The sequence below is a fragment of the Streptomyces sp. NRRL S-920 genome (genome assembly GCF_000717945.1).
Classification (GTDB): domain Bacteria; phylum Actinomycetota; class Actinomycetes; order Streptomycetales; family Streptomycetaceae; genus Streptomyces; species Streptomyces alboniger.
Genome location: NZ_JODF01000154.1, coordinates 1 through 685, shown reverse-complemented (window position 1 = coordinate 685; position 685 = coordinate 1). Strand labels below are relative to the sequence as shown.

The 685-nt window shown below is 67.9% G+C and carries 1 protein-coding gene; it reads left to right on the top strand.

From position 1 onward, the window contains the following. Positions 1 to 164: 164 nt before the first annotated feature. On the top strand, positions 165 to 685 hold a 521-nt coding region (locus tag IG54_RS0137295; protein ID WP_030795681.1), incomplete at its 3' end, for a 3-deoxy-7-phosphoheptulonate synthase.

Below are 685 nucleotides of genomic sequence, written 5' to 3'. Positions count from 1 at the left end.
TAGTGCGCTACCTCCTGCTCACCTGAGTAGTTGTCTGCAACTTCGGAGCGACGAGCTTCCCAAAACGGGGGATCCACTTCGTGACTACGCCTCTCACTCTCACATCGTTATCTGAAACCGATGTCACTTCGGATGCGGAGCGCGAGGGTCAATGGCTTCGCACTCTGCCGGCCCAGCAGCAACCGCGGTGGAAGGACCACCGTCTGGCTGAACAGGTCAGCGGTGAACTCCGTGATTTGCCCGGCCTGGTGGCCTGGGACGAGGTGCGCCAGCTGCGGCTGCTGCTCGCCGAGGTCGCGGCGGGCACGTTGCAGGTCCTCCAGGCGGGGGACTGTGCCGAGGATCCCGCGGACTGTGTGCCCAAGGTGCTCAGACGCAAGGCCGGCATGCTGGATGCGCTGGCCGGGGCGATGCAGGCCCAGACCGGTCTGTCCGTGGTGCGGGTGGGCCGGATCGCGGGCCAGTTCGCCAAGCCCCGCTCGGCCGACCTGGAGCGGCACGGGGACATCGAACTCCCCGCGTTCCGCGGTCACTTGGTCAATGATCCGCGTCCTGATCCGCAGTTGCGTCAGCCGGATCCGGCGCGTCTGCTCGCCGGTTACCGGGCGGCTTATGCCGGTACGGAGTTCTTGCGCCGGCTCGGCGGGGCGTGGGGGTGGCCGGCCGGGGCGCCGGTGTGGACGAG